This window comes from Oribacterium sp. FC2011 (assembly GCF_000701645.1).
In the GTDB taxonomy this organism is placed as follows: Bacteria; Bacillota; Clostridia; order Lachnospirales; family Lachnospiraceae; genus Oribacterium.
In genome coordinates this window covers 19,524-44,116 of the sequence record NZ_JNJM01000001.1, presented here as the reverse complement: position 1 = coordinate 44,116, position 24,593 = coordinate 19,524, and the positions used below count along the sequence as shown (strand labels likewise).

General features: G+C 41.3%; 19 protein-coding genes. 18 read left to right on the top strand and 1 reads right to left on the bottom strand.

What is annotated here, in order from left to right; genetic code table 11:
* The first annotated feature begins 16 nt into the window (after nt 1-16).
* The 10 genes from T357_RS19710 (at nt 17) to T357_RS0100120 (ending at nt 16,628) form a co-directional block, all read left to right on the top strand.
* Nucleotides 17-3,895 carry a non-ribosomal peptide synthetase gene (locus tag T357_RS19710; RefSeq protein WP_031547419.1) on the top strand — a complete coding sequence of 1,293 codons (3,879 nt, stop codon included), beginning with the start codon at nt 17-19 and terminating at the stop codon, nt 3,893-3,895.
* Complete coding sequence (locus T357_RS0100165; RefSeq protein ID WP_031547417.1) at nt 3,896-5,653, top strand: MATE family efflux transporter; 1,758 nt, start codon at nt 3,896-3,898, stop codon at nt 5,651-5,653.
* Between the two features lie 33 nt (nt 5,654-5,686).
* Nucleotides 5,687-8,506 (top strand): AMP-binding protein, encoded by a 2,820-nt coding sequence (locus T357_RS0100160; RefSeq protein WP_031547415.1) that lies wholly within the window; start codon nt 5,687-5,689, stop codon nt 8,504-8,506.
* 278 nt (nt 8,507-8,784) lie between these two features.
* On the top strand, nt 8,785-9,549 hold the full coding sequence (locus tag T357_RS19705; RefSeq protein WP_049962159.1) for an NPCBM/NEW2 domain-containing protein: 765 nt from the start codon (nt 8,785-8,787) through the stop codon (nt 9,547-9,549).
* Between the two features lie 205 nt (nt 9,550-9,754).
* On the top strand, nt 9,755-11,422 hold the full coding sequence (locus tag T357_RS0100150) for an AAA family ATPase (RefSeq protein WP_031547411.1): 1,668 nt from the start codon (nt 9,755-9,757) through the stop codon (nt 11,420-11,422).
* A gap of 537 nt (nt 11,423-11,959) precedes the next feature.
* Entirely contained in the window at nt 11,960-13,246 is a 1,287-nt protein-coding gene (locus T357_RS0100140; RefSeq protein ID WP_031547407.1) for an adenylosuccinate synthase, read from the top strand.
* A 306-nt stretch (nt 13,247-13,552) separates the two neighbouring features.
* Nucleotides 13,553-14,188, top strand: a complete 636-nt coding sequence (locus T357_RS0100135; RefSeq protein ID WP_031547405.1) for a redox-sensing transcriptional repressor Rex — start codon at nt 13,553-13,555, stop codon at nt 14,186-14,188.
* Between the two features lie 20 nt (nt 14,189-14,208).
* Nucleotides 14,209-14,568 (top strand): holo-ACP synthase, encoded by a 360-nt coding sequence (gene acpS / locus T357_RS0100130; protein ID WP_031547403.1) that lies wholly within the window; start codon nt 14,209-14,211, stop codon nt 14,566-14,568.
* 144 nt (nt 14,569-14,712) lie between these two features.
* Nucleotides 14,713-15,663, top strand: a complete 951-nt coding sequence (locus tag T357_RS0100125) for an NAD(P)H-hydrate dehydratase (protein WP_031547401.1) — start codon at nt 14,713-14,715, stop codon at nt 15,661-15,663.
* Between the two features lie 206 nt (nt 15,664-15,869).
* Nucleotides 15,870-16,628 carry a YebC/PmpR family DNA-binding transcriptional regulator gene (locus T357_RS0100120; protein WP_031547399.1) on the top strand — a complete coding sequence of 253 codons (759 nt, stop codon included), beginning with the start codon at nt 15,870-15,872 and terminating at the stop codon, nt 16,626-16,628.
* A 123-nt stretch (nt 16,629-16,751) separates the two neighbouring features.
* On the opposite strand, the gene T357_RS0100115 is transcribed toward T357_RS0100120, so the two are convergent.
* Entirely contained in the window at nt 16,752-18,527 is a 1,776-nt protein-coding gene (locus T357_RS0100115; protein WP_031547398.1) for an Rqc2 family fibronectin-binding protein, read from the bottom strand.
* 153 nt (nt 18,528-18,680) lie between these two features.
* On the opposite strand from T357_RS0100115, the gene T357_RS0100110 reads away from it, so the two are divergent.
* From T357_RS0100110 to T357_RS0100075, 8 genes are all read left to right on the top strand, one after another.
* Nucleotides 18,681-19,562, top strand: a complete 882-nt coding sequence (locus tag T357_RS0100110; RefSeq protein ID WP_031547396.1) for a YicC/YloC family endoribonuclease — start codon at nt 18,681-18,683, stop codon at nt 19,560-19,562.
* A gap of 198 nt (nt 19,563-19,760) precedes the next feature.
* Nucleotides 19,761-20,399 (top strand): guanylate kinase, encoded by a 639-nt coding sequence (gmk, locus tag T357_RS0100105; protein WP_031547394.1) that lies wholly within the window; start codon nt 19,761-19,763, stop codon nt 20,397-20,399.
* Nucleotides 20,380-20,772: a DNA-directed RNA polymerase subunit omega gene (rpoZ, locus tag T357_RS0100100; protein WP_031547392.1), complete on the top strand. Its 393-nt coding sequence runs from the start codon at nt 20,380-20,382 to the stop codon at nt 20,770-20,772. Before gmk ends, rpoZ begins: the two co-directional genes overlap by 20 nt.
* Nucleotides 20,773-20,774: 2 nt before the next feature.
* A complete protein-coding gene (gene rimO / locus T357_RS0100095) occupies nt 20,775-22,043 on the top strand; it encodes a 30S ribosomal protein S12 methylthiotransferase RimO (RefSeq protein WP_031547390.1) in 1,269 nt (422 codons plus the stop codon).
* Nucleotides 22,043-22,585, top strand: a complete 543-nt coding sequence (gene pgsA, locus T357_RS0100090; protein WP_031547388.1) for a CDP-diacylglycerol--glycerol-3-phosphate 3-phosphatidyltransferase — start codon at nt 22,043-22,045, stop codon at nt 22,583-22,585. Before rimO ends, pgsA begins: the two co-directional genes overlap by 1 nt.
* A gap of 126 nt (nt 22,586-22,711) precedes the next feature.
* Nucleotides 22,712-22,981 carry a hypothetical protein gene (locus T357_RS0100085; protein WP_031547386.1) on the top strand — a complete coding sequence of 90 codons (270 nt, stop codon included), beginning with the start codon at nt 22,712-22,714 and terminating at the stop codon, nt 22,979-22,981.
* Nucleotides 22,982-23,008: 27 nt separating this feature from the next.
* Complete coding sequence (locus T357_RS0100080; protein WP_031547383.1) at nt 23,009-24,103, top strand: hypothetical protein; 1,095 nt, start codon at nt 23,009-23,011, stop codon at nt 24,101-24,103.
* Nucleotides 24,096-24,530: a GerW family sporulation protein gene (locus T357_RS0100075; RefSeq protein ID WP_031547380.1), complete on the top strand. Its 435-nt coding sequence runs from the start codon at nt 24,096-24,098 to the stop codon at nt 24,528-24,530. Before T357_RS0100080 ends, T357_RS0100075 begins: the two co-directional genes overlap by 8 nt.
* The last annotated feature ends 63 nt before the right edge of the window (nt 24,531-24,593 follow it).

The following is a 24,593-nucleotide window of genomic DNA, read 5'->3' as shown; positions in this document are numbered from 1 at the left end:
AAGATAGGTGCATTTTATGGAGAATATAAATCAAACAGAAATGATCAACACATCAGAAGAAGGCAAACGCGAAAAAGCCAAAGTCTGGTTTGACAGCATTTTCAAAGGCTGCAGTGGAGATACTCTGCCGGTCAAAGATGGTAGTGGAAATGAGGGTGGTTATGCCTCTAAAAGATTAAGTGGAGTAACCGATTTTGCTGCTGTGAAAAAATACTGTGAGGAGAATTCGGTTTCCGAGAATGCTTTCTTCAGTGCGGCGTTCGGCATCGCTTTATGTTCTTATACGGCATCGGAGCAGGCTATATTCACAACGTCTTGTGATGTATCGGAAGAAACCGGCGCTGAGGTTTGTGAATCCGTGTTCGGAAAGACAGTGCCGGTATGTCTCTCTTATGATGATAAGCTCAGTGTGAAAGAGTTTGTTAAGTGTTGTGACAGTTTTCTCACCGGTGCTTTGGAGAATGAAATATATGATTTTCCTGATTTGGGAGAATCCTATGATGTAAAGGGGCAGATTCTTTTTGCTTTCAGAGGTGAGAATTCCGATTCTGATTCTTCTGAAGGTGCAGGGAAGCCCGATACAACTGAAAAACAGGTGTCAAATGCCTATACTATGTCTTTTTCTGAAGACGTTTTAAATATTAATAGGGCTGAACCGGAAAAGAACAAATCTCTTCTCGGAATTTCTGCAGCTTTATGTGATGGAAAAGCAGTTTATGAAGGTTGTTACGACTCATCACAATACAGTGAGTATACAGTAAATTGTTTAATGCATCTTCTTGACCATGTTGTAGGAGAGATGCTTTGTAAGGAAAAGCTTTCTGACATTACCCTTGTAACAGAAAAGGATAAAGACACCATAGCATCTCTTTATGATTCCTCATATCCCGTTGTTGAAAGACCTGCATACCGTCTTCTTCAGGACACTGCAGAAAAGTATCCTGAGAGAGTGGCTATGGTTGCCACAGATCGTAGTCTCACTTATAAGGAACTTAACGGTGAGGCAAATGCTCTTGGACACTACTTGCAAAACCTTGGCGCAAAGCCTGACACCATAATTGCGGTTCTTGCTGAAAGGAACAGTTATGCCTATGTCATGAGACAGGGTGCCCTTAAGAGCGGCGGTGCTTTTATGCCCATAGACCCGGAGTATCCGGAAGACAGAATCGGCTATATTCTTGAGGATTCCAAGGCAAAGCTTCTTGTAACGACAGGTGAGGTTCTGGAAAAGAGAAAGGAACTCTTTGATAAGCTTGCTGCATCAGGCATTACCGTCATCAATGTTTACGATGCCGTAAAGGAGGGTGACAGATCGGATATTAATGTCTCTGTGTCACCGGAGTCTCTTGCATACGTTATCTACACCTCCGGTTCCACAGGAAAGCCCAAGGGTGTTATGCTCATGAACAAAAACATTGTGAATTTTGTTGATGACAACGAAAAGAATCATGAGACGATTGGGTATACAAGAAGAGGACATGTGAGTCTTGCCATAGCAGCACTTACCTTTGATGTTTCCATAATGGAGGAATTTATTCCGTTAGCCAACGGGCTGACTTCTGTTCTTGCTACCCGTGAAGAGATCATGAATCCTCAGGCTCTGGCGGATCTTATGCTAAAAAACGGTGTTGATCTTATGTCATGCACTCCCAGCTATCTTATGAACCTGCTTGATATGGGAAAGCTTGCGGAGGATTTCCAAAAAGCAATAAAGAACGTTAAAAGTATCGACTTAGGCGCCGAAGCATTCCCGGCAGCACTTTACGATAAACTGAGTGCCGTAAATCCTGACATTTATATCATGAACGGTTACGGTCCCACTGAGGCCACAATCAGCTGTACCATGCAGGTCATCAGGAGCTCTCAGGATATCACCATAGGCATACCAAATGCCAATGTCTCTATCTGCACTATGGACAGAAATCAGAAGCTCCAGCCACTGGGTGCTCTTGGTGAAATGGTGATTATGGGTGAAGGCGTAGGCCGCGGCTATATTGGCCGTGATGATCTCAATGAAAAGTGCTTCATAAACGTGCTGGGAAAGCGGGCATACAGAAGCGGAGACCTTGTACGCATACGTAAGGACGGAAACATTGAATTCCATGGACGTATGGATAATCAGGTGAAGCTTAGAGGATTAAGAGTCGAGCTTGGAGAGATAGAGAGTGTTATCAATTCCTATCCTAAAGTGCGTTCAAGTATCGTTGTAGTTATAAAGCAGAAAACAGATTATCTTGCGGCCTATTTCACAGCGGATGAGACCGTAGACATAGATTCTTTGAGAAAACATCTGGCATCAAAGCTTACAGAGTACATGGTACCTCAGGTATTCATACAGCTTGATCAGATGCCTCTCACCGCAAACGGAAAGATAGATAAGAAGGCATTGCCTGAGCCCGGAACAGACAATGAAGATAATTATGAAGCACCTTCCACAGATATGGAGAAGCTGCTTTGTGAGAAGTATGCGCTTTGCATCGGTCTTGAGAGAGTCGGTGTAAATGATGACTTCTTTGAGATAGGCGGAAGCTCCATTACATCCATACGACTCATCATGGAGTGCAGTCATCCGGGTATTAATAATGCAACGATTTATAAATATCGTACACCGAAAGCTTTAGCTGCTTACTGTGAAGGAATAGCTGACAATGATGCTATTTCAGAGGAAAATGAAGCTGCCATGAAGGAAGCATTGCCTCTTACCATTGGAATGAGGCTGCACCTTGACATTCAGCTGGAATCCCCTGATTCGCTATACGGTAATGATGCGGAGTTATTCAGACTAAAGGGGGATATCGATACAAATGCCTTTGCGAATGCCCTTAATAAAGTGCTGAAGCAGCATCCTGTATTTTTCACGAAGATAATACGAGTTGATGGCAGCGGAGAGTACAGACAGGTATATGACGAGAGTATCTTTAAAGAGGTTTCCATTGAAAAAATGTCTTCTGCTGAATTTGAAGCTATTAAAGACAGCCTTATACGGCCATTTAAGATGTTTGATAGCCCGCTCTGGAGGTCTCGCATAATATGTACGGAGAAGGGTTCGTTCTTTTACATTGAAATGCATCATACTATAAGTGATGGTTTCTCATTCAAGGTTTTATTGGATCAGATTTATGAGTGTTACAGTGACCCTGATGCAGTACTTGAACCTGATTTTTATTATTATCTTATGAAGAAATCAAAAGATTCCTCTACGGAAGAATACAAGGAGGCTGAGGCGTACAGTAAGGCATTATTTGAGAAGTTAGGTTCATTTAAGGAAAGTGATCTGTGTTTAAGAACTGATCATGAAAATGATAGTTTTAAGGGAGCTTTAAACATGAAACCCCTCCCCCTCGACAGGTCGGCAATGAGTGGGAATGTTTCATTTATAACTGCCTGTGCGCTTGCGGTTTGTAATTATAATGAAACAGATCGCGCGCTTGTAAGGTTCGCCAGTGAAGCAAGAAATGATATTCACAGGATGAATTCCATAGGTCTCTATGCAGAATATTTTCCTATAGTACTCGTCAGGGATAAGGATTCAACACCTGAGAGTTTAAAGGCCTCTGTCGAGGAGCAGGTAAGGTTCATTGATTCTCATATTTCCTACCCTTACTTTAAAGGTTTTATTGATGCTGAAAACAGGCTTATGCGCTTTATCTACCAGAAGGATGTAGATGATATCGGTGTTTTTGAACAACTCATTGAGGAAGAGATACAGCTTGGTACGATTAATGGCGACGCAACTGACAGTATGTGTGGCATTAGTATTGTTGATAGTTTAAAAATGAAAGATCTGTTATTTGTTGAGAGATACTCAAAGGCGCATTATGATCAGGAAAGTATGAATAGACTGTATGATCTTTTCTGTGAAGCAGTATCCTATCTGACGAAAGAGAGTATTTAAATGAATAGGAAAAGGTCATTTATTTCGGATTTCATATCCCGGATGCTGCCTTCCATGATCGCAAGTCAGTTGGTTATCACCATTTGTTCCATAATTGATACTGCTCTCGCAGGACATTTCCTGGGAGAGCAGGCTATCGCTGCGGAAGGAATGGTTACCCCTGTGGTTTTGGTGGTGGCAGGACTTTCCAGCATCATGGCAGCAGGTAATGCCAATATATGCAGTAATGAATCGGGAAAATGCAATATAGATGAAATGAACAGTTTTTTTTCTACAACTGTAACCGTATCTGTAGGCATTTCCCTTATATTTACAACACTGGTACTCATTTTTTCACCAGTAGTATGTATGATGCTGGGTTTGCAGCGTGACTCCGTACTGTTTGAACAGACCAGAGGATATATGTGTGGATATGTTCTGGTTATGCCGGCTCTTTCGGTTATCATGGTTTTTCCGGGTATGCTTCAGATAGAGGGTGATAATAAGACCAGCATAATCGCGGTGCTTACCGCATTTTTACTGGATATTGTTTTCGATCTTGCGAACCTGTTTGTATTTCACGGCGGTGTGTTTGGAATGGCCATGGCGACAACACTGAGTTATTGGATCTCTGCAGCATTTGTCCTTGTCAGGATGTCTTCCGGCAATCATACCGTGAAGTATTCAATTAAAAGTGTACGTCTTTCCAGGATCGGGGAAATAATGCATGACGGTTTGCCTGCCCTTATTCGGAATCTGTGTATCGCCTTGTCGACCGCAGCCATCAATGCAGCATTTCTGAAATTCGGTTCGGAAAGATATGTGTCTATATTTACCGTGGTATCCCAGGTGGGAGAACTACTCATATGCTTCCCCTCAGGAATGTGTGAGTTGTCTGCCATGGTTACCGGAATCATCAATGGCGAGGAAGACAGGGAAGGTCTCAAGGAGATACTTATAATCATGCTGAAGAAATCCGTTATCATATCCCTGGCCCTTTTGGCAGTGATATGTTTTTCCGGAGATCTTTCGGCAAGAATCTTTACACTTGATAAAAATATACTAAGCCTTGCCAAGCATGGCCTGAGGATATTCACCATACATATCTTATTCAGATGCATTTCTGAAAGTTACATCGGATATCTGAGAGGTATAAAGAGACACGGTCTCGGAAATATGATTCTCATATTTATGGCTTTGTGTACGACGGTTTATGCATACGTTGTACCTTGTTTCCTCGGCCTTGAGTCACTATGGTACAACTTCGTTGTTGTAATGTTTTTTAATCTTGTATTTATCATGGTGATCATATGCACCATATCTCATAAGAATCCATTTATGCCGGATGCCTGGATACTTAAGCCTGACAGTTTCGGCATAGCCAAAGAAAATATGATGGAAGATACTTCTTTGTCAGTGGAGGATCTGTGCGTTTTTTCATCAGATGCGGCTGAATTTGTAAATAAGCATGGAGGCAGCAAGCGCCAGAAAATGCTGGTTTCTCTCTGCATTGAAGAGATGGGTAAGAATATCATTTCCTATGCATATGAAAAAGAGAAGGATCCGTTATTGTCCATAAAACTTATGTTTACCGAGGAAGGTTTCAAACTTCGTTTCAGGGATAATGGTGTGCATTTCAACCCTAAGGAATATTATGATCTCTATTCGGGCAAAGATGATAAAGTTTCCAATTTCGGCATAAGAATGGTTTTTGGATCTGCTTCGGATGTAACATTCATGAATACCATGAGCTACAACAATCTTTTGGTGAAAATATAAGAACAAACATAGAAAACCCAGGAGGAAAACTAAATGCGCTTTATAGAAAAGTTCAATTATCTTGTTGAGAAATATCCCGATCTTCCGGTTCTGGATGACTGTTCTCAGAGGATTACATTCAAAGAGCTTGATGAAAGGTCATCAAAAGTATATGCGAGACTTAAAAAGCTGGGAATTTCCCGGGAGGATTTTGTGACTATACTGCTTCCGCGGAGTGTGGATATACCTGCTGCAATCATCGGTATAATGAAAGCCGGTGCGGCATTTGTCAGTCTTGAGGATAGCTATCCACCCGATAGAGTGGCATATATCAACAAGGATGTGGGAGCCAAGCTCATTCTCGACAAAAAACTTTTGGATGATATATATTCATCCGAAGATGGGATGGCCGGATATGAAAATACAGGTGTTCATGATGCAGCTTTTGCGGTTTATACTTCCGGATCAACGGGAAATCCCAAGGGAGTACTGCACGAATACGGAAACATTGACAGGGCGCTGGATATTGCACCGGAGATGCCCGGAAGCAGTTTGGGCATTTCTGCACCTGCATACTTTGTTGCATTTCTGCTTCTGATTTTTGAGTACTTGCCAAGAGCTTTTACCATGTGGATTATTCCGACCGATATGGTAAGGGATCAGAAGCAGTTTATGGGATTTGTACAGGAAAAAAAGTTTGATACTGTTTTTATGCCGCCTTCTTATGTCAGGATATATAAACAGCCAAGTCCTTATCTTAGAGAAATAATCACTGGAGGCGAAAACGCCAATGGCCTGTATTTTCCCGGCGGGAAACCAAAGATAGTGAACAGGTACAGTATGTCTGAAGCCGGTTTTATGGTACTGGAGAGTGTGATTGATAAGAAGTACGATATAGCCCCTGCAGGAAAGCCTGTATTTGAAGATATTGCCTGCCACCTTATCGATGAAGATGGTAACATTGTGGAAGGTGAAGGTGAAGGCGAACTCTGCTTTAAAAACGAATATGTCAGAGGATATATAAACCTTCCGGAAAAGACAGCGGAGGTCTTTGTAGATGGCATATATCATACTCACGATATTGTAAGACGGGACAGCGATGGCCGGTATTTTATCATAGGACGGGCAGACGACATGATCAAGATCAACGGCAATCGTGTTGAGCCTGCGGAGATTGAGGCCGTGATAAAAAGGCTGACAGGTTTAAAGAGTGTTGTGGCAAAGGGATTTGACACAGACGGACGGCAGTTCATATGTCTGTATTATCTGAGAAGTGAAGCCGAAGAACTTGGGATTTTGAAGGATGGAACCCTAGTTTACGACAAGGAAAAGCTGTCAGCCATGCTTCCTCAGTATATGCAGCCGGCATACTATATATGCCTGGATAAATACCCGTTAAATGCCAATAACAAGATCGCAAAGATTTTGCTTGAGGCTCCGGATATATCCGATTTCAGAAAAGATTATAAGGCACCTCTTAATGAGACCGAGGAATTTTTCTGCAAGGCTTTTGAAAAGGTGCTTGGAATTTCCCAAGTCAGCAGGGATGATGATTTCTTCCTTATCGGCGGGGACAGTATAAGGGCTATCCGTCTTGTTTCCGAGTGCGAGGGATATGATATCACGTCCAAGGATCTGCAAAAGTTCAGAACACCGGAGCTTCTTGCGGAAAATGCAAAGAAAAAAGAGTATGGAGAATCAGCGGATTATTCTGAAAGGATGGCGGAAGGTTACCGTGATGAGAATATTTCCGGAGGAGCTTTTTATGGTGCCTTTGTGAATAATGTTACCTCCGATACGGTTATCATGCTGAAGAAGGAGTCGGATATTCCGCTTCTCGAAAAAGCGCTTTTTACAGTGTACAGAAACTATCCGTTTTATCATCAGCATCTGGAGGCGGAGAACGGAAGGCTGTATTATGTCAGAGATGTGGAGGGACCGAAAGTTTATACGCCGGAAATGCCTGTTGACAGAGAAGACCGGATAAGAGTTATTGCCGATGGTAAGAAACTGCTTGTAAAGATTCCTCATTCTTTTACTGATGGCTTTGGCATGCATTTATTCCTGCAGCTTTTCCTGGGAACCTATCAGGAGCTGCTGGATGGAAAGGCGCCTGATCTTCAGAAAGAAGAAGTATATACTCCCGGACATTATTATGAAATCTTCAGTGAAGATTATTCAGCGTACGGTAAAGAAGTGCCTGAGGTTTATAAGAACGTTGTCGGAGCCTACAGATTCCCTGAGACACCCGATGAGAAAGAGAAGGACACCGGAAAAAGGTATCATTATACTGTTAAGATAAGCGGAGATAAGCTTCCGACTCTTTCGGAAGAGCAGTCAAAAGAGCTTTCCTCTGTAGGAGGTGGTGCCACGGTTGTGGTTGCTGACATGATTGCAAAGGCCATTAAGGATATTCATCCTGAGGCTGAAAAGATTGGATGCCGTACCTCTGTAAACCTTAGAACCATCATGAAACATGAGGATTCTCTCAAAAATATGAGTATGGGTCTGGCAGTATTCTTCCCGGGTGAAGACGGCTTCCAACAGCTGACCGAAGCTTTAACCCCGGAAGTTTTAAAGTGGCAGCTCATGAAATTCAGGCTGATGATTGACGGGAAACTTGATGCACCCGAAGATAAAATGCTGATAGGTTCCATCATCAATACCACTTTTGCCGTAACAAACATGATCGGCAACGGCCAGAAAACCCCGGATATCGTTGAATCAATAGAGAGCGAGAATGCTTCTCCGGTTCCGCTGCTTGTGATGATCGGAAATGAAGGAAATGAAATAAGCATTTCCTTCATCCAGAAATTTGAGAACCGGGCATATTTCGACCGGTTCTGTGAAATTCTTTCTGAATATGACCGATGAGACATTATGAATATCCTGTGTGAAGGGTTCGATCCCATTCAGAGAATGAGATTACGGTTGGATATCAGAATAAAATCAGAGGTGAAATATCCTCTGATTTTTTGTGCCATACTGTTTATAAACAATATATAAATTCTTAAAGTACATATTGACAAATCAAAAATAAAAAATAGAATTAAGACGTTGCAAAAAAAGTGTGCATGAATGAAGCCGATTAGATCTGAATATGTTTGTCGAAAAAACGGCGTAAAACATGCATTTATAGAGGAGTATTAATAGTGAAAAAACATTTTTTGGCAGGTTCAACTTTAGTGGTGTCTCTTTTGTTATCCCTTACAGCTTTTGCAGGTTCATGGAAGAACGATGCAATAGGCTGGTGGTATGACTATGGTAACGGAACATATCCCGCATCAAGCTGGCAGTGGATCGATGGAAATAATGACGGAATAGCAGAGTGCTACTATTTTAATCAGAATGGTTACATGGCAGCAAACACAGCTCAGGATGGCTATATGCTTAATGCTGATGGCCAGTGGGTTGTTAATGGTGTAGTGCAGACAAAGAATTTAGGATATACCGCTGCTGTTAATAACACAGTAAGTAACTCTACAGGTAATTCTTCTTATTCTGGTGGAGAGTTGCAGAGTTATGGTACAACATCTCTTTTGGATATGGATTATGTAGATAAAACTACTTATGTATTCAAAAAAACAAATCAAGAAACCATGAGAAATGAATTATGGTCAAAATGTTTGGAATTCTATTTCAGTGATGAGACTATAACGTATTATCTTGATGGGAAATATAATACATTAACCTTTAGCTATGCACCCAAAAAGGGTTATAATGTCAAGTCTGAAGCTACATTGTATGTATATGGTGATGATGACACGATATTATGGGAAAGTGATACCATAACAAGTAAGGATAAAACCCAGACTGCTACTGTTGATATTTCGGGACAGGATGAAATTCGTATTCATGAAAGTTATGAAAAGAACTATGGCGGCAGTATTTTGGTAAAAGAGCTTACACTTTCTTAAAGCAAAGGTAATCTGTTTTTAAAGTCAATTAATTATAAATTCTGAGGGCAAGTCTAAACAGGCTTGTCCTTTTATTATAATGTAGGGGATTTTAGCACATACCTTGTAAAAACGTCATTTGTCAACTAAAATTATGTCATAAAATATATTTCCTTTCAGTTATATTTTAAGAGAAATCATAAATGGAACTATACCGGAGAGTCTTATGGGCATTTATTTGAATCCAGGAAAAACTTCATATGAGGAAGCTGTGAATTCTAGGATTTTTATCGATAAGTCTGAAATGATAGCGTTTTTAAATGCTGTTGTTAAAACAAAACAGAAATATGTCAGTGTTTCAAGGCCGCGCAGATTTGGAAAGACAATGGCGGCTGATATGATATGTGCCTATTATGATAAAGAATCCGGTAGTAAGGAGCTTTTTAGCAGGCTAAAACTGGCTGATGCAGGCTCAACTTATGGAAATCTTCCCTGGAATGTATATCTGGGACGATTCGATGTTCTCCGTATTGTTATGACGGATTTTTTTGATTCGGCATTAACCTATGACAAAGCATTGGAAAAAATGCAGCTTCTTGTCTGCAGGGATATAAAAAAGAAGTATCCTGAAGTAGATTATTTTGATGACACTGATATGATTCAGACGATATCAGATGCTTATTCCGAAAACGAACATCAACTGGTAATTGTCATAGATGAATGGGATGCGGTTTTCAGGAATGGAAAGACAACAAAAGAGGAGCAGACATTATACCTTGATTTTCTTCGGAATCTACTTAAAGACAAAAGCTATATAGCACTGGCTTATATGACTGGTATTCTTCCAATCAAGAAATACGGAAGACATTCTGCCCTTAACATGTTCACAGAGTATTCCATGATGTATCCAAGACAGCTTGCCAGATTTACGGGATTCACTGAGAAAGAAGTACAGGATTTGTGCAACGAATACGGCCGCGATTATAAAAAAATCAAGGAATGGTACGACGGATACGAAGTAAGTGATATTGTTCCACCCGATCCTAACCATGAAGAATTAAGAAACACAGGTAAATCACCTGAAAGCAATAGATATTATTTATATAGCCCTTTGTCTGTCGTTGAAGCAGTCAGCACAGGTTCGATAAAGGATTATTGGAACAAAACCGAGACATATGAGGCTCTTGCAGAATTCATCAGAAAAGATTATGACGGACTTAAAGAAGCCGTTACATTGCTGATGGATGGTGCAAGACTGAAAATTGATACTTCTACATATCAGAATGATATGACTACCTTTACAGGTAAAGATGATGTTTTGTCACTTCTAATTCACCTTGGTTATCTCGGATATGATGACGAAACAAGTGAGGTATACATTCCCAATAAGGAAATACTGGATGAGTTTTATTCATCTACAAAAAGCAGTGAATGGGTTGAAAGCTTTAAGTCTTTTGAAATATCTCTGGAGCTGCTTAGAGCAACATGGGAAAAAGACTCAGATAAGGTTGCAGCATTAATAGAAGAAGCTCATGATCTGGCCGGCAATAAGACTTATAATGAAGAAGCAGCCTTGAGCTATGCAATTCAATATGCATACTATGCTGCACAGAAGTATTACACAACAATTCTTGAGATGGATTCCGGAAAGGGGTTTGCGGATATTGTTTTTATCCCTTCACCTAAATATCCGGATAAACCAGCAATGGTCATAGAACTAAAGTACAATAAGGATATAGAAACAGCCTTGGATCAGATTAAGCGACAGAATTATCCTGACAGATTAACGCATTACAAAGGTAATATTTTACTTGTGGGGATAAATTATGATAAAGACACTTCAAATCATAGTCAAAATTACAAACATCATTCATGCGTTATAGAAACAGCATAGATATTAGATTTCTAATCAGATAGGTGTTCTGCAATATTGCAGGGCACCTTTTATGAACAAGAGACATAACAATTGCATATAACATTAACCTTGAAATATATGAGGTTTATTTATATAATTTTTTTGTCTGTGCTGAAAGCACAGAGCCGGGAGGTGCAGTTATGTCATTAAAACGGATACTTGCCGTTTTGGCACTAGTTTTAATAGTCATATTGCTTGTGATGCTTTTGTTTTTTGCCTTTACGGGTGCGAAAAAAGAGTATATCCTGGCGGTTCTGTTTTGTCTGATCGTGATACCAACGGTTATATATATTTTCATCTGGTTCACGGGTCTGACTAAAAAATAATATTTTTGATGCTTCGGTCACGAATCTCTCACAGCGGTTCAACCGCCCGGTCTTCGGATGCGAGTCTTTTACTTTTGCTGCTTAGTAAGTAAGAAATTAAGAAGAATTCGTGCAAGAGATCGGTATGTGTCAAAAAGGTGAGAAGCATCAGTAGTGTCCATATGGATACTATCCCTTTAGGAGGATTTTTATGGTTCGAGCAATCGTAGGTGCAAACTGGGGAGACGAAGGAAAAGGCAAGATTACTGACATGCTTGCAGAGTCTTCTGACATCGTTGTACGTTTTCAGGGCGGTGCAAATGCAGGTCATACCATCATTAACAACTATGGCCGTTTTTCTCTTCACCTTCTTCCAAGCGGTGTGTTCTATGATCACACAACTTCAGTACTTGGTAATGGCGTGGCATTAGACATTACAAAGTTCGTTTCCGAGCTTAAGTCAATAGTTGACGCAGGAGTTCCCACACCTAAGATACTTGTTTCTGATCGCGCACAGGTTATGATGCCCTATCATGTACTTTTTGACAGCCTTGAAGAGGCAAGACTTGCAGGAAAGAGCTACGGTTCCACAAAGTCCGGCATCGCTCCTTTCTTCTCTGACAAGTTTGCAAAGATCGGTCTTCAGGTAAATGAGCTTTTCGATGAAGAGGTTCTCACTGACAGACTTCATAAGGTTGTTGAGATGAAGAATGCTACACTCCGTGAGCTTTATCATGCACCTGAGCTTGTATATGAGGATCTTCTTGCAGAGATGCACAAGCAGAGAGACCTCATCGCACCTTATGTAACAGATACTTCAAAGTTCCTGAGAGAGGCTCTTAAGGCAGGTAAGACTGTTCTTCTGGAGGGTCAACTTGGAACCATGAAGGATCCGGATCACGGTATCTATCCGATGGTTACTTCAAGCTCAACACTTGCAGCTTACGGTGCAGTTGGTGCAGGTATTCCTCCATATGAGATTAAAGATATAATTGCTGTTACAAAGGCTTATTCTTCAGCGGTAGGTGCAGGTGACTTCGTTTCCGAGCTTTTCGGAGATGAGGCAGAGGAGCTTCGTAAGAGAGGCGGAGACAAGGGCGAGTACGGTGCAACTACAGGCCGTCCAAGAAGAGTAGGCTGGTATGATGCAGTTGCTTCAAAGTACGGCTGTCAGCTCCAGAGCGCAACCGAGGCTGTCCTTACTGTACTTGATGTACTTGGCTATCTTAAGGAGCTTAAGGTTTGTACAGGTTATGAGATAGACGGAAAGGTGACTACAGATTTCCCTGTAACACCGCTCCTTCATAAGGCAAAGCCTGTTTATGAAACGCTTCCGGGATGGAACTGTGATATCCGCGGTATCACTGATTATGAGGATCTTCCTAAGGAGTGCAAGGACTATATCGATTTCATCGAGAAGCAGATTGAAACACCGATCACCATGGTTTCCAACGGTCCTGAAAGACACGCAATACTTAAGAGAACACCGAAGATCTAAAACAGAGAAAGCTTCCTGGTGGATATATTTATAGTATGATAATACGAGACTGATCGGATATGATGTCCGATCAGTCTTTTTATATCTGCCCGGGATTATAATTGTGAGAGTCATAAGGCTTTGTGCGGATCAAAAGAATTCGTATGGTTTCTATGGCTTGTTAAGAATTCTACAACTTCTTTTTGACATAATATTAACAAAAATGTATAATATTTTTCAAAGGGTCTAAAGGGAAATAGGTGATTATTACTTGTTCGAAAGACCACATTGACAATAAAAATCTTTAAGTAATTATTGAGGGTTATTATGGCTAAAAAAGATATTTCACAGGCAGTCATCCAGAGACTTCCGAGGTATTATCGTTATCTTGAGGATCTTATGGATCAGGGCATTGAGCGTATTTCTTCAAGTGAGCTCAGTAAGCGTATGAAGCTCACTGCTTCTCAGATCAGACAGGATCTGAACAACTTTGGAGGTTTCGGACAGCAGGGTTATGGATATAACATCAAGAATCTCCATGATGAGATAGCCAAGATTTTAAACATTGACAATGAACATGAAATGATCATTGTCGGTGCCGGACATCTCGGACAGGCTCTTGCCAACTATACAAATTTCCGTAAGAGAGGATTTATCGTTAAGGCCATTTTCGATAAGGATCCAAGCATTATCGGCAATATGGTAGGAGAGATTCAGATCCAGTCCATGGACAAGCTTGAAAGTGTCATCAGAGAGAATGATATAAAAATGGCTGCAGTTTGTATCCCTAAGGGCCCGGCGATAAAAGTAGTTGAGCAGCTTATAGATGCAGGAATTGTGGGAATATGGAATTTTGCCCATGTAGACCTTGATGTTCCTGATAATATTGTTATTGAGAATGTTCATCTTTCAGAGTCACTTATGAGACTCAGCTATCGTATGGGCGAGGCTCTTGAAGATTAAACGATTGATAGGATTCAGTTATGATCATAGGAATCGGAACTGATCTTATCGAGATCAGTCGTATAAAAAATACAAGAAGAAACAAAACTGTAGAACGTATTTTTTCCGAAGACGAGCGTCGGCAGGCATCTGACAAAGATTCGATGCTTGCCGGCGATTTTGCATGTAAGGAATGTATAGTCAAGTGCTTCGGTACAGGGTTTACTGCGGGAATCAGGCCTTCTGAGATTGAAATCCTAAGGGATGAAAAAGGAAAACCCTATGCTGTTCTACACGGTAATGCACAAAAGAAATTCGAAGAGCTTGGCGGAAAAACCATACATTTATCTATAACCGACACAAAAGATCTGGTGTCGGCATTTGCAGTAATGGAAGGGTGAGACATCCTGTATAGTATATTCATATCTTTCATTTACACTAAACAATTTTGTTGAAGTCATGACCCTTTTGGGTCAGAATCATTGACTGCCAAAGTACGAATCTGCTGGATTTAAGTACGTGGTATGGGTCAAAAAGGAGAGACCATGCAGATAGTGACAGATGCTTCAAAGTTTTATGCCTATATTCCGAAAAGACTTGAGGACAGTCACAAAGGCACCTATGGGAAAGTTCTTATAGTTGCAGGAAGCAAAGGGATGAGCGGAGCAGCCTATCTTTCGGCTTTGGCTGCTTACCGGACCGGAGCCGGACTTGTCAAGTTTCTCACACATAAGGATAATCGTCTGATCCTTCAGACACTGCTGCCGGAAGCCATTTTCGAAGGCTATGATGAGGAAACGGATCTTCAGGAAATATCTGAGAGGAATGCAGTCTGGGCGGATGTTATGGTGCTGGGACCCGGTATGGGAACGACCGATCTCAGCAAAGATATGGTGGAAGAGATATTAAACGCTGTGTCTGATAAATGGGGTGACAAGGCAGAAGAAAAGCATCCGCTTCTTATAATAGATGCAGATGGCCTCAACATCATAAGTTCAATGCCTCATCTCAAAGATAAATTGAAGTCCGTGGCGGAAGAAATCCCGGTGGTTATCACCCCGCATCCCATGGAGATGAGCCGGTTGGCAGAGTGTGAAATATCGGAAGTGGTTAAAAACCCGGAATACTATGCAGAGACTGTTTCCGGAGAGTTTGGTCTGATAACAGTCATGAAAGGTTCACAAACCTTGATATGTGATGCACAACATGAAGCCATGTTTAAAAATACAAAAGAAAGTCCTGCTCTCAGTAAAGGCGGCTCCGGAGATGTTCTGAGCGGCACCATTGCAGGCTTATACGCCTTGATGAGACCATCTGTATCTCTTGAGATAGCTCTAAATCCGATGGAAATCGCATACAGAGCCGCAGTTGCCGCAGTACTCATCCATGCCGAAGCCGGAAGAGAAGCCGCACTTACTTTTGGAGTCAACGGAGTCCTTGCCCGGGATACCGCAGATAAACTCGGAACTGTATTGGACAGAATAAGAATAGAGTAACATTGTAGGGGGTAAGACAGACCCATATTTCCAAAATAGGATTACGAGTCAATGTTAAGTCCGATTATCCATGACTCATATCCCTCTTGATTCTATTTGTATTTTACGTTATAGTACTAGAGTTTGATTTATAAAAAGTCCGCTTCGGGAGTGAAATATACTCCGGAGACCGAGAATTTAGTTATTTATGATATGAGGAGAAAGATATGTCAGGACATTCAAAATTTTCTAATATTAGAGCAAAGAAAGAAAAGAATGATGCTGCTAAGGGCAAAATTTTCACTATGATCGGCCATGAGATTGCGCTTGCTGTTAAAGCCGGCGGTCCTGACCCTTCCAACAACTCTAAGCTTGCAGCTGTTATCGCAAAGGCTAAGGCAAATAACATGCCTAACGATACTATCAATAATGGTATCAAGAAGGCTGCCGGATCCATGGAGGCAGATAACTTTGAAGAGCTTCAGTACGAGGGCTATGGTCCTAACGGTGTTGCTCTTATCGTAAAGGTACTTACAGATAACAAGAACCGTGCAGCTGCAGATATTCGTTCCGCTTTCACAAAGGGAAAAGGATCTCTTGCAACACAGGGCGCAGTTTCCTTCATGTTTGATGAGAAGGGACAGATCATCCTTGATAAGGAAGCTATGGATGATCTTGATAAGGATTTTGATACTCTTATGGATATGGCTATCGAAGCTGGTGCTGAAGATATCCAGGATGAGGAAGATTCTTATGTAATATACACAGATCCTGCAGATTTTGATGAGGTTCGTGCCAATATCGAGAAGCAGGGTATCCCTATGGCTGAGGCTGATGTAGTTATGGTTCCTCAGAACTACGTATCAGTAACTGACCCTGAGGCAGTGAAGGGACTTCGCAGAACTCTTGATCTTCTTGATGCATCTGAGGATGTTCAGAATGTTTACACCAACTGGGAAGAGGAGAACGACGACAGCGTTCAGTAATCATCTATAAAAATATATCCCCGCGCATCGGGTTATTCCGATGTGCGGGGATTTTTTAGTTCTCAGTCAGAATTCCACCGGGTGGAATTCTACCCGGTGGAATTCTATTGAAGTTTATGCAGTTCAGTGCTCCGTCATATTATTAGGTTCAACGGTAACGGACCAGTTCTGGTGGTAGATTACGAATCCGGGGGCAGCATTAGGCACCTTCTTGAGATTCTTCCTAATGGTATAGTCTACTTCGACCTTCTGGTCGTTACGGTGAGAAGAGTAGTAGGCTGCCAGTCCTGCGGCTTCGATGAACAGTCTGTCGGGAATCTCCTCCATGTTCTGTCCGCCGGTTTTTACGATAACATGGGAGCCGGCAACATTTTTTGCATGGAACCAGAGGTCTCCGCCGTCACCTATTTTGAAAGTGACATCTTCGTTCTGGTAATTGTTCTTACCCACAAATATCTCATAGCCGTCTTCAGAAACAAAGTGATAGGGTTTTGATTTGCGCTGAAGCTTGGCTTTTTCTTTTCCCTGAACCTTATGGATGAAACCATAATCGCTCATTTCTCTTCTGATATCCTGAAGATCCTCTTCACTTTCAGCAATATCAAGGGAAGTCTGTATTGACTCCAGATGTTCAAGCTCAAGCCTGGTTTCTCTGAGCTGAACGGTGACATTTTCCTTTGTGCGCTTAAGCTTGTCGTACTTTTCAAGGTAATGCTTTGCGTTCTCGGACGCTGTAAGATCCTTTTTGAGAGGTATTGTGATCTCTTCATTTGTATAGAAATTCTCACAGGTCAGATGATCCTCGCAGCCCGCCAGGGAATAGCCATAAGTGTGAAGAAGCTCTCCGTATACACGGAATTTATCCATTCCCTCAGTATCTTTAAGCTGCTTTTCCTGGATATTAAGCTTCTTTGAGGTACGTTCCATAAGAGTATTAACCACTTTTCTGAGATCAGTGGACCTCTGGCGCATACGCGAACTCTTATCCTTTTCACTGTAGAACTGAGTGATGACTTCGCTCATAGATGAGAAGTGACGCACTTCGTACTTGGTATCCTCCGCATATATGGAAAGATTGAAAGCCGAAAAGTCTGAGGGTACTCCGTCTTTGTAAATGATCACAGGATCCGGTTTGGAAAGAGAAACGGTTTCCCTGATTATGCTATAAAATGCATTGTAAAGTCTTTCCAATGCATCAGGATCCAGACAATTGGCTGAAAGATCCGGATCCACACGGCTCACGTGACAGATCTCTGAAGCAGTAAGAGGACTTAGACCTGTTATGCCATGGAACAGAGCCTTGAAGGCGGGCTCCGGAGTGTTCTTTATAAGAGCTGCAAATGTTTCCTTATCAAGTTCCAAGGGATTCTTTTTATCTCCTGAATCCGGTATGAAATATGGTCTGTTAGGCAATACTTCCCTGACAGAGGATTGTGAAACGGAAATACGTTTTACGGAATCAATGATTGTCCGGTCCTCTCTGAAGAGTATGAGATTTGAATATTTCCCCATCAATTCAACGGACAGGTAACGTTTTCCTAAATCCCCCATTTCGTCCAGATGTTCAATCTCAAAAATGATAACTCTTTCAAGCCCGTCTTTATCCAGAGTCTGGTCGGGCTGGATAACATTAAGGATGGCACCGTTTCCTATGTGTTTCCTGAGGGCCATACAAAATGTTGGTACTGCCATGGGAGACAGCTTCTTTTCTTCTGTAAGTATACATAGTGGAAGAGATGGATTTACAGAGATCTTTAAACGATAATTATCCTTCTGATTTCTAATAGTTAAGTCAATCTCATCTTTTTCAGGCTGTGTGATTTTGGAAATTTTACCGCCGATTAAAGTTTCCCGAAACTCCTTAACGGTTGCAGATACAACCAGGCCATCGTATGCCATTGGACTAACCTTCCTTCCGTGATTTCTTTAACTTTACTTATTTTTACAGGTAGACTATAATTTATAACAAATGTTCGGAAAAGACAAGCCGCAGACAGGGGCACCAATTTCCGACATATCAAAAAATAATATATGTGATCAAAGGGGTATGTTATGGATTTAAAAAGTATGACCGGATTTGGCAGATGTGAGATATCCAATGATATTTATCGTTTGTCGGTTGAAGTTAAGTCGGTTAATTCCCGTTTTCTTGATCTTAACATCAAGATGCCGAAAAAGTTCAATGCTCTTGAAGCTGATATCCGTAATACTATCAAGGAGTATATTTCCCGTGGAAAGGTTGATCTTTTCGTTACTTATGAAGAGTTTTCGGAAGGTTCAAAATCTTTACGCCTCAATATGGATCTGGCCAGAGAGTATCTTGAGGCCATTCGTAAGATAAGCAGCGAACTGGGTGTGGATGATAATGTTAAAGTAACGAACATTGCCAATCTGCCGGATGTGCTTGTTATCTCTGAGGAATCTGAAAATGATGATGAGCTTTGGAACAGACTTAATCCTGCCTTACGTAAAGCATTATCTGATTTTGTTGATACCAGAGTTCGGGAAGGTGAAAATCTTAAAGTTGATCTTCTTGGGAAGCTCGATGAAATGGAAGCTATCGTCGAAAGAATCGATGAGAGATCACCTGAGATTGCTGCAGCATTTGAACAAAAGCTTCGTACAAAGGTGGAAGAGTTGCTGGGATCTGCAGGAATCGATGAATCCCGCATAGTGCAGGAAGTCACCATGTATTCAGACAAGACCTGTACCGATGAGGAGAGGGTACGTCTCCACAGTCATATTAAGAATATGAGAGAGAAGCTCGAAAAAGGCGGCTCTGTGGGAAGAGAACTTGATTTCCTGGCACAGGAGATGAATCGGGAGGCCAATACAACCCTCAGCAAGGCAAATGATCTTATTATTTCAGATGATGCTATCGGACTCAAAACTCTTATAGAAAAGATAAGAGAGCAGATTCAGAATCTGGAGTGATTCAGTTAAATCATGATTTATACCTGTTAACGAAAATGATTTCCACTATATTCATGGTATGACCGGTAAACGCAGGTTGATTTCATTCATTACGATCAGATGAATGCGTTTGCAGGTATACAGAGAGAAATATGGTGTGAAAGATACTTTTCATCGCTGTTTGTGCCGCTTACTGAAAGCGGCGGAATGGAGATTTAAATGAATAAAGGATCACTGGTTGTTGTATCTGGCTTTTCCGGTGCGGGCAAAGGCACTCTTATGAAGAACCTGCTTGCCAAGTATGATAACTACGCTTTATCAATTTCCTGTACCACACGTAAGCCGAGAGAAGGAGAGCTTGACGGACGTGAGTATTTCTTCAAAACAAAGGAAGAGTTTGAAGAAATGATCAAAAACGATGAACTCGTGGAGTACGCACAGTATGTAGATAACTACTATGGCACTCCAAAAGAGTTTGTTTGGTCTCAGCTAGATGCGGGAAAGGATGTGCTTTTGGAGATAGAAATCCAGGGCGCTCTCAAGATCAAAGAGAAGTTCCCGGATGCGGTACTTGTCTTTATCACAACTCCTTCCGGAGAAGAGTTGAAGAGCCGTCTTATAGGAAGAGGGACAGAGGCTCCGGAAGTTGTGAAAAAGCGACTAGAGAGAGCTGTTCAAGAGTCTGAAGGCGTGGAAGCCTACGATTATATTTTAATAAATGATGATATTGACACATGCACCGAAAAATTGCATAATCTCATTCGTGCTCAGCACGAAAGAGCGGCTCAGCATATTGATATCATTGAAAATGTGAGAAAAGATCTTAGGAGGATAGAAGATGTCACAGCAAACATATAATGACCTGATCGATGCAGCTAACAATACCAATGCCATTCAGGATGACACCGATAAACTTGTAGAAAGCAGATATTCTGTTGTTATCGCAAGCGCAAAGCGTGCAAGACAGCTGATCGATGGTGCGGAGCCTGTTCTCCCTGTAGATCCCAGCAGAAAGCCACTCTCAATTGCGGTAGAGGAGCTTGCAAAGAATGCCATAACCATCAAGCGTGGAACTGAGGTAGAGGACGAGATCAGAACCAATGCTGTTGAAAAGCGTTTTGATTTTGCAACAGAAGAGTATGATGAGGAAGATGATGGTACATCTGAGATAATTGACAATTCACCTTCAGCTTCATCAGAAGATGACTATAATTCAGACAGCGAAGCATAAGTATGAAGATACATATGATATCTCTCGGTTGTGATAAAAACCGGGTTGATAGTGAAAAGATGCTCAGTAATCTGCTTGAGAAGTATCCCGGATCAGAGATAACCGATGATCCTGCAGAGGCTGATATCGCTATCATAAATACCTGTTCTTTCATCGGAGATGCAAAGGAAGAGAGTATAAATACCATTATTGAAATGGGTGAATATAAGCAGTCGGCGAATCTTAAGAAAATCATAGTCGCCGGCTGTTTAGTTGAGCGCTATAAAGACCAGATCAGGAAGGAACTGCCTGAGGTTGATGAGGTCATGGGCATAAGTGACTACGTGGACAAGCTTGATGTTCAGCTTGCCCGTGTTGATAATGCTGACAATTACACCTCATACCTGAAGATTGCCGAAGGCTGTGATAAGTATTGTACTTATTGTATCATTCCTTCATTAAGAGGTCATTATCGTTCTGTTCCCATGGAGCATCTTGTAGAAGAAGCTAAGATGCTTGCAGAAAGAGGAACTAAGGAACTTATCCTTGTAGCACAGGAAACAACCTTATATGGAAAGGATATTTACCATAAAAAGGCTCTTCCTGAACTTCTGAAAAAGCTTTCAGAGATAGAGGGTATCGAGTGGATACGTATTCTCTATTGTTATCCGGAAGAAATCGATGATGAACTTATCGCTGCTATCCGTGATAATAAAAAGGTTGTTCATTATCTTGATATACCTATACAGCATGCCTCGGATCATATTCTTGAGAACATGCACAGAAAGACAAGACAGGCTGAGCTTAAGGAGAAGATAGCAGCACTTCGTAAGGCTATACCGGATATAGTCCTGAGAACCACTCTTATTACGGGATTCCCGGGAGAAACGGAAGAAGACTTTACCATCCTGAAGGATTTTGTAAAGGAAATGCGTTTCGACAGGCTTGGAGTATTTCCATATTCTCAGGAAGAGGGTACTGCCGCAGCAGAAATGAAACCTCAGATTCCGCAGAAGATTAAGCTTCAGCGTCAGGACGAGATAATGAAGCTTCAACAGGGTATCGCTTTTGAAAAGGCAAGAGAACAGATTGGTCGGGAGCTTAGGGTTATCATTGTGGGCTACGATCCTGAAAACAATATGTATCTTACCCGTTCATACATGGATAATCCTGACATTGACAGCCTTGTTTTTGTTGATGCAGGAGATTATAACAATAAAGTTTCCGGTGATATGATCGACTGCCGCATTATTGATGCTGACGGTTATGATTTGATTGGGGAGCGTATCTGATGAATTTACCAAATAAACTGACTTTACTTCGTGTTGTAATGATTCCGGTTTTTGTGTTTCTGCTTCTTTTTGAAGAGGGCACTGATCAGAATATGCGTATAGCAGCTTTGGTAGTGTTTTGTCTTGCTTCATTCACGGATTTTCTGGATGGACAGATAGCACGCCGTCAGAATCTGGTTACTGATTTTGGAAAGTTTATGGATCCATTGGCGGATAAGCTGTTGGTGTGTTCTGCCCTGATATGTCTTATTGAGCTTGATCAGCTTCCTGCCTGGTATGTCATCATCATTATAGCCAGGGAGTTCATTATTTCGGGCTTCAGACTGGTAGCTGCCGACAACGGAATCGTCATAGCAGCTTCCTGGTGGGGAAAATTCAAAACGGTATTTCAGATGTTTACCGTAATCCTTCTGATTATAAATATTTCGGAATTGGAAGTAATCACAAATATATTTGCAGCCATTGCTTTGATCCTGACTATAGTATCTTTGGTGGATTATATGGTGAAAAACATTCGGGTTATCACAGAAGGCGGAATGTAAAGCTGATAAGATGCAAATCTGTATGTCATCTATAAACAGTGATACTCCACGTTTATTAATGAAAGTTATAGGTTTTATCTTTGAGTCGTGTATTTCAGCGGCTTACGGCTTTGGGAGAGGTTTATTATGATCTTTTCAAAAAATATGTTTTGGGGCAGACATGCTGCGGAGCATAAGAAATATATACTGGATAACCTCCGAAAGAAACATTTTCAACCCGGAGCATATGTTATAATTGAAGCCCAAAGCCCTAACCTGTATGAGATATATAATCAGGCTATGTTTTTAAATCCAAAGCTTGATACAGAAAATGTCGAGATACTTGGCATAGGTTATGGGTACAAAGATGCAGTGGATTGTGTCACAAAGATGATACTGGCCAGAAAAGATATTTAAACTAAACCATTATACAAGGAGGAATTGATGATTGTCCTGACGATATTAAAAGTCATAGGCGGCATACTCCTCCTTTTTTTGTTGCTGATCCTACTGCTTTTGGCAGTTGTTCTGTTTGTTCCCATCAGATATGCCTCCGATGGCTATAAAGGTGAAGAACTTACAGATTACCGTATTGTTTTCAGAGCTGACTGGCTTATGAAAATACTACGCTTTAAGGCTGTGTACACGGATAACGGGTTAGAGCTGCTTTTGAAGCTGTTTTGGATAACTCTCATGAAATCTCCGGAAGAGGATGAACCTCAGGAGGGATCAGAAGATTTGAGAGAAGAGGATTTGGAAGAGACAGATTCCCCGGAGGATGAAGCTCGGGAGGAAACAGAAATTCTGAGAGAAACGGAGTCAATGGAAAAAACGGAACTCCGGATGGAAGCGGTGCAATCAGATATCTCGAAAATAGAGCCGGAGAATTTAGAAACTTGCCGGGAAGGAAACGACCAGGCAGACAGTGTTTTAGAAAAGGCAGAAGAAACAGGTTCGGACGAGGATCAAATCGCAGAAGACATCGAAGAATCATCGGATGATATTGAACCTGATAAGGAGAAAGAACCTGACGGCACTTCGGAGCAAAGCCCTGAGCAGGCACCAGATAGCAAAAAGTCCAATAACAGACATATAATAGAAAAAACACTTTTAGAGAAAATAAAAGAGCAATTTACAGCATTTCTTGGTAGAATAAAGGATGTTGTTAAGAAGATAAACATAATTAGAGAACAGATTAACGATCCGGAAAATCAAATGGCAGTTAGGCTTCTTGTCAAAAATGTCCGATACCTCATAAAACACTATAAATTCAGAGTGCTGAAAGGACATTTTGCATATGGTTCCGACGATCCTGCAAATGTGGGGCAGGTCATGATGTATCTTAGTATTCTGCATCCGGTATATGGAAGGAATTTCCAAATTGAACCGGTATTTGACAGACCTGTCATGAAGGGCGATATGTATTTTAAAGGACATATCAGGCTGATTCATCTTTTGGTTTCGATTGTTGAACTTTTGTTAAATAAAAAAATCCGACTGGTAGTCGCAAACCATTTCAAGGGGGATAATGATGGCTGAAAATAACAATAATAATGTACAGAATATTTTGGATACTCTTTTCCAGGGTATGGATGGTTTTGTAAATTCAAAGACAGTTGTGGGCGAGCCCGTTAAGGTTGGCGATGCAACATTGATCCCGCTTATTGAAGTCAGCTGTGGCATGGGAGCAGGAGGATTTGTAAAGCCTAAAGAGACTAAAGAGGGAGAAGGCGGTGCTGGTGCATTGAGCTCAAAGATCACACCTACAGCTGTTCTTATATTACAGGGTGGCAATACAAAGCTCATTAATATCAAGAATCAGGATGCGATGACAAAGATTCTGGACATGATTCCTGAGGCGATAGATAAGATAACCGGCGGGAACAGAGTCTCAAGGGAAGCTCAGGCTGCTGCTGACAAAATAGCTGATAATGCTGAAGAAACATATATGGTGGATGAGATTTGATTTTTACAATAGGTAAGGACATCCCTTAGCTGTAATCTGGTTTGATTCGGTCATCTTCCGATG

Excerpts from the sequence above, each read along its gene's own strand:
- T357_RS19710 (WP_031547419.1), top strand. The coding sequence starts at position 17 with ATGGAGAATATAAATCAAACAGAAATGATCAACACATCAGAAGAAGGC.
- T357_RS0100165 (WP_031547417.1), top strand. The coding sequence starts at position 3,896 with ATGAATAGGAAAAGGTCATTTATTTCGGATTTCATATCCCGGATGCTG.
- T357_RS0100160 (WP_031547415.1), top strand. The coding sequence starts at position 5,687 with ATGCGCTTTATAGAAAAGTTCAATTATCTTGTTGAGAAATATCCCGAT.
- T357_RS0100150 (WP_031547411.1), top strand. The coding sequence starts at position 9,755 with ATGGGCATTTATTTGAATCCAGGAAAAACTTCATATGAGGAAGCTGTG.
- T357_RS0100140 (WP_031547407.1), top strand. The coding sequence starts at position 11,960 with ATGGTTCGAGCAATCGTAGGTGCAAACTGGGGAGACGAAGGAAAAGGC.
- T357_RS0100135 (WP_031547405.1), top strand. The coding sequence starts at position 13,553 with ATGGCTAAAAAAGATATTTCACAGGCAGTCATCCAGAGACTTCCGAGG.
- acpS (WP_031547403.1), top strand. The coding sequence starts at position 14,209 with ATGATCATAGGAATCGGAACTGATCTTATCGAGATCAGTCGTATAAAA.
- T357_RS0100125 (WP_031547401.1), top strand. The coding sequence starts at position 14,713 with ATGCAGATAGTGACAGATGCTTCAAAGTTTTATGCCTATATTCCGAAA.
- T357_RS0100120 (WP_031547399.1), top strand. The coding sequence starts at position 15,870 with ATGTCAGGACATTCAAAATTTTCTAATATTAGAGCAAAGAAAGAAAAG.
- T357_RS0100115 (WP_031547398.1), bottom strand. The coding sequence starts at position 18,527 with ATGGCATACGATGGCCTGGTTGTATCTGCAACCGTTAAGGAGTTTCGG.
- T357_RS0100110 (WP_031547396.1), top strand. The coding sequence starts at position 18,681 with ATGGATTTAAAAAGTATGACCGGATTTGGCAGATGTGAGATATCCAAT.
- gmk (WP_031547394.1), top strand. The coding sequence starts at position 19,761 with ATGAATAAAGGATCACTGGTTGTTGTATCTGGCTTTTCCGGTGCGGGC.
- rpoZ (WP_031547392.1), top strand. The coding sequence starts at position 20,380 with ATGTCACAGCAAACATATAATGACCTGATCGATGCAGCTAACAATACC.
- rimO (WP_031547390.1), top strand. The coding sequence starts at position 20,775 with ATGAAGATACATATGATATCTCTCGGTTGTGATAAAAACCGGGTTGAT.
- pgsA (WP_031547388.1), top strand. The coding sequence starts at position 22,043 with ATGAATTTACCAAATAAACTGACTTTACTTCGTGTTGTAATGATTCCG.
- T357_RS0100085 (WP_031547386.1), top strand. The coding sequence starts at position 22,712 with ATGATCTTTTCAAAAAATATGTTTTGGGGCAGACATGCTGCGGAGCAT.
- T357_RS0100080 (WP_031547383.1), top strand. The coding sequence starts at position 23,009 with ATGATTGTCCTGACGATATTAAAAGTCATAGGCGGCATACTCCTCCTT.
- T357_RS0100075 (WP_031547380.1), top strand. The coding sequence starts at position 24,096 with ATGGCTGAAAATAACAATAATAATGTACAGAATATTTTGGATACTCTT.